The sequence below is a fragment of the Marinospirillum sp. genome (genome assembly GCF_014859565.1).
Genome location: NZ_JACUUA010000237.1, coordinates 1 through 4,762 on the forward strand (window position 1 = coordinate 1; position 4,762 = coordinate 4,762).

The following is a 4,762-nucleotide window of genomic DNA, read 5'->3' on the forward strand; positions in this document are numbered from 1 at the left end:
TCGTATTATTGTCCCCCACCACTTCGTCAACAACGGTCAGCGCTGGCATCTACGCGCCTGGTGCGAAAAAAGCCACGACTACCGGGACTTTGTGCTCAGCCGTTTTCGTGGTGAACCGGATCTGATGGAACGCTCCGACAAAGGAGTTGCACAAGATATTGCCTGGAACACACAAGTAACGCTGCTACTGCAAGCCGACCCACGCCTGACCCCGGCTCAGCGGGAAGTCATCGAACAGGATTACCTGATGCAAAACGGCCAGCTTCAGATCACCACCCGCGCCTGCCACATCAACTACCTGCTGAAAGGATTGCAGATCCACCCGCACATGCTGGAAGGAGAACCCGAAGCCCAGCAACTGATCATCGTCAACAAAAGCGACATACAGGAATGGCTGTTTGGCTGAAAACTTGCGTTGAACTGACAGGGATCAATAAAGACTGTCAGATCAGATGACAGTGGGCTTTAGTCGGGGTTGCAGGTTCCAAAGGAAGGCGGCAAGGTGTCAAAAAAGATGAAAGGATGCACTTATGTTAAGAGCAAAAAAAGCCAACCACACAGCAACTAAAATCCAGCAAGTTTCCTTCAACAGCTGTCTTGCCAAGTCCTATAACAATGGTATTGACGTTGTCCCCGGCCACACTGTTCTGACCCACTGCCACATTGTAGGCAGTGTTGCCCGTGAACTGATCAATCGATATCCAGTGGCTTTGCGAGAAGCTCTTTTCCCTGCTGGTAGTCCGCTGGTTGCGGCTGCTCATGATATTGGCAAAGTCAGCCCGACTTTTTTCAATAAAATCATGCGTGCCTGCGCTCTGGAAACCCTTCAGGGTTTTAATCCCGAGCTGGAAAAAAACTGGGGCGGTCATGCAGGTGTCAGTCAATTGACTGCCAAGCAGTTAGGGCTACCTGAATATGTGCCGGAGATACTGGGGCAGCATCACGGTTTTTCACCCAATCTGGCTGGAATGCGCGCTACTGATGAAAACTTTGGTGGTCAGGTCTGGCACCAAGAAAGAGAACAATTGGTTGCTGCTCTGAAAAGTTCGCTAAATGAAGTGTGGCCAGAAATTGATTCAGTAGCAAAAGCGCGTTTATTGGCCGGTCTTACCTCGGTTGCCGATTGGATAGGCTCCGGCCACCCTTTCGACAACCCTGAAACCCCATGGGAAGGCCGGATTTCAGGTGTATTGGATGCATTAGGTCTGGTAGCAGCCACCTACAAACCAAATCTCAGCTTTGAAGATGTATTCGGCTTTCAGCCCAGATCAGCCCAGTCCCTACTGATTGGTCAGGTGGTTTCACCGGGTGTGTATGTTCTCGAAGCACCCATGGGACTGGGAAAAACAGAAGCAGCACTTTATGCTGCCTACAAAATGCTGGAAAGCCATCAAGCACGCGGAATTTACTTCGCTTTACCCACCCAACTGACCTCCAACAAAATTTTTGAGCGCTTCAACGATTTTCTTCAGGGAAATGAAGAGAAGCGTATGGCGGGTATTCTGTCGGATGACTGCTCTCATCGTTCTCTGCTACTTCATGGCAACGCCTGGTTACTGGATACGGATATGGGAGAAGAAGGCCGTCCCGGAGGAGCCTGGTTTAATCAAAGTAAGCGAGGCTTGTTGGCACCTTTTGCTGTTGGAACAATAGATCAGGCATTGATGGCCGCCATGAATGTAAAGCATGGTTTTGTTCGTGCGTTTGGTCTGGCAGGCAAGGTCGTTATTCTGGATGAGGTGCATACCTATGACGCCTATACCGGAAGCCTGTTGGATGCATTGGTGGCCTTGCTGCGAGAACTACACTGTACGGTCATCATTCTCAGCGCAACCCTTAATCAGGAGCGTAGACAAGAGCTGCTGGGTCGACCTTCTGATTCAATGGATTATCCCTTGGTTACGGCCAGTCCAGCCGGTGACAAAGAGCTAGTCAGCCAGAACAAAATCGAAATCGAGAAAAAGGATAAAAAACAAATACAGCTTGCCCTTTGTGCAGATGACAAACATGCCGTTGAACAAGCACTGAAACGCGCCGAGCAAGGTCAGCAGATTTTATGGATAGAGAATACGGTCAAGGAAGCCCAGGAGCGTTACCTGATGTTAGCAGCCAGAGCTGCAGAACTGGGTGTAGCTTGTGGTTTATTACATTCACGCTTTACGGTGGATGATCGTCAGAAGATCGAAGATCAATGGGTCAATTTGTATGGTAAAGCAGGTTGGCCTGCTCGCCAGAAACAAGGACGGATACTGATTGGTACTCAGGTTCTAGAGCAGTCGCTGGATATTGATGCTGACTTTATGGTGTCACGCTTTGCTCCGACAGATATGTTGCTGCAGCGGCTGGGACGCTTGTGGAGGCATGATGAAACACCACGCTGCAAGCATGCAAAAGCTGAAGCCTGGTTCCTCGCACCGGATCTGGCACTGGCCATTGAGTCACCACAGAGTCAGCTTGGAAACAGTGCTTACGTTTACAGTCCTTATGTGTTGTGTCGCAGCCTGGAAGTTTGGCAGCAGCTTACGAGCATCAGCTTGCCACTGGATATCCGCAATTTGATCGAACGTACTTATTGTACTCGCTCTGAGCAGGGCAGCATGAACCGCTGGCTGCAAGAGCTGGACGAAGGTACACGTTATCGCGCAGGACGAAATACTTTGCGTCGCCTAGCGCGGGTTGCTTTGGCTGAGGCTGGAAATACGCTTCCAGAAAGCAAGGCGCAGACACGCTATAGCGAAACAGATAGCCATGAAGTCTTGTTGTTGCGCCGTGTCAGAGTTAATCCAGATGGCAAATGGGCAACCTTGACCCTACTAGATGGCAGCCAGGTGGAGCTGCCTATTCAGAATCGTGCACTACTGACTAAAAAAGAGCTGCGTCAGCGCACGGGAATACTCATGCGTCAGCTTGTTGCAGTGCCTGCCAGTGATGCTCCCAAAGCCTTGCCTGTGGACAAGCTTAAACGCTTAGGTCTGCATCATTGCTTTTATCTGGGCCACCCTGACTGGCCTGAAGATGAAAGCATCTTGCGTGTTGCCTTAGTGGGAGAAACCGACTCCTTGTGTGGCATGGATAACTATGCAGTACATGATAAGTATCAGTTTGAATACCGCGATGACCTGGGCTACCGAGTCATCAAGAACCAGGAAAAATGACCATGGAAAATCGTTTTAACTTGATTGATGAACCCTGGATACCTGTGGCCGATCAAGGCCGAGTTAGCCTGCGTCAGATATTCAGTCATCCTGAATATCGAAGCCTTGGTGGCAACCCAGTTCAGAAAATAGCCTTGTTGAAGCTGCTGCTCGCCATCGCTCAGGCGGCAGCAACACCCAAAGATGAAGCTGAGTGGAAAGCACTAGGAGCAGAGGGCCTTGCAAAGCAATGCCTGGCTTACCTGGATCAATGGCATGATCACTTTTATCTCTACGGTGAAAAGCCGTTTTTGCAGATGCCTGCAATCAAGGCCGCAAAGACACAATCTTTTGGTGCTGTTCTTCCAGAAGTTTCTACGGGTAACACCACTGTTTTAAGCCAGATACAAGTACAAAGAAACATGGACGATGGTGCTAAAGCACTGCTTCTTTTGACGCTGATGGGTTTTGCACTCTCCGGTAAAAAAACGGATAACAGCGTAGTGCTCACACCCGGATATGCTGGAAAGAAAAATGATAAAGGCAAGCCATCGACTGGCAAGCCTGGTCCGTCAGTTGCACATATGGGATTACTTCACAATTTTCTGATGGGACAGGGTCTTGTTGAAACCATCTGGCTCAACCTGCTGACTTCAAAGCAACTGGATCAAATGAAAATTTATCCAGAAGGTGTGGGAACAGCACCTTGGGAGGCTATGCCAGAAGGTGAAGATTGCACTGCTGCAAGAAAACTCAAGCAGTCTCTGATGGGGCGGTTTTTGCCACTTTGTCGTTTCTGTTTGCTTACCGAAAATGAATTGCACTATTCCGAGGGCATTGCTCATCCTGGCTATAAAGAGGGCATGGTTGACCCCAGTATGGCTATCAACTACTCCGGCAAAGAGCCAAAAGCGTTGTGGGTTGATCCTGAAAAGCGCCCTTGGCGTGAGTTGACTGCCTTGCTTGGCTTTTTTGGTCAGTCAGATACACAAGGGTTTCAGAGCTGGCAACTACGCAGCAGCCTTGATCGCGCCCGCGATGAAACGGAAGTTTTTGCCGTCTGGTCAGGAGGACTGCGTGTCAGCAGTAATGCTGGTGAGCAGTATGCATCAGGGAGTGATGATTTTGTTGAGTCCACCATTTGGTTACAGGCAGATGCCCTTGGGGAGATCTGGTTCAGTCTGCTCAAAAAAGAAATGGATTTGCTTGATGGGCTTGCCAGAAACCTTTACGGCCGGGTTCTTGGTTTTTTCAAAGAGCAAACGGTTGACGGTAGCAAAGTGGCACCACAGGCCACCCAGCTTTTCTGGCAGCTTTGTGAACGTGATTCTCAATCTTTGGTCGACCATTGCGAACAGACGGATGAGGCTGCAGCCCAGCGCCAGAAACTTCGTCATCGGTTTGCAGGTTACGTCCATCAAGCCTATGACCACTTTTGCCCCAGTGAAACAGCGCGTCAACTGGATGCCTGGGCCAAGAACCGCCCGAATAACAGCCAATACCTTAAGCAGGAGGCATGATCACCATGCAAGATGATCAACAGTCTGCACCGTCAGACACCAAAGAAAGCAATGAACTGTAGTGGCATAGTAAATCTGGCCACCTGATTTTGAGGGTATGATTACTCA

General features: G+C 49.7%; 3 protein-coding genes. All 3 read left to right on the forward strand.

Annotated elements, in window-relative coordinates:
* The coding region (locus IBX50_RS17340) for a WYL domain-containing protein (protein WP_366930746.1) at positions 1-406 on the forward strand (406 nt) is incomplete at its 5' end.
* 124 nt (positions 407-530) lie between these two features.
* The gene (gene cas3 / locus IBX50_RS17345; protein ID WP_292257555.1) at positions 531-3,155 is read left to right on the forward strand and encodes a CRISPR-associated helicase Cas3'; all 2,625 of its coding nucleotides are present in this window, start codon (positions 531-533) and stop codon (positions 3,153-3,155) included.
* Positions 3,156-3,157: 2 nt separating this feature from the next.
* Entirely contained in the window at positions 3,158-4,654 is a 1,497-nt protein-coding gene (gene casA, locus IBX50_RS17350; protein WP_292257556.1) for a type I-E CRISPR-associated protein Cse1/CasA, read from the forward strand.
* Positions 4,655-4,762: the final 108 nt, after the last annotated feature.

Coding starts and splice junctions, on each gene's coding strand:
- cas3 (WP_292257555.1), top strand. CDS start 531: ATGTTAAGAGCAAAAAAAGCCAACCACACAGCAACTAAAATCCAGCAA.
- casA (WP_292257556.1), top strand. CDS start 3,158: ATGGAAAATCGTTTTAACTTGATTGATGAACCCTGGATACCTGTGGCC.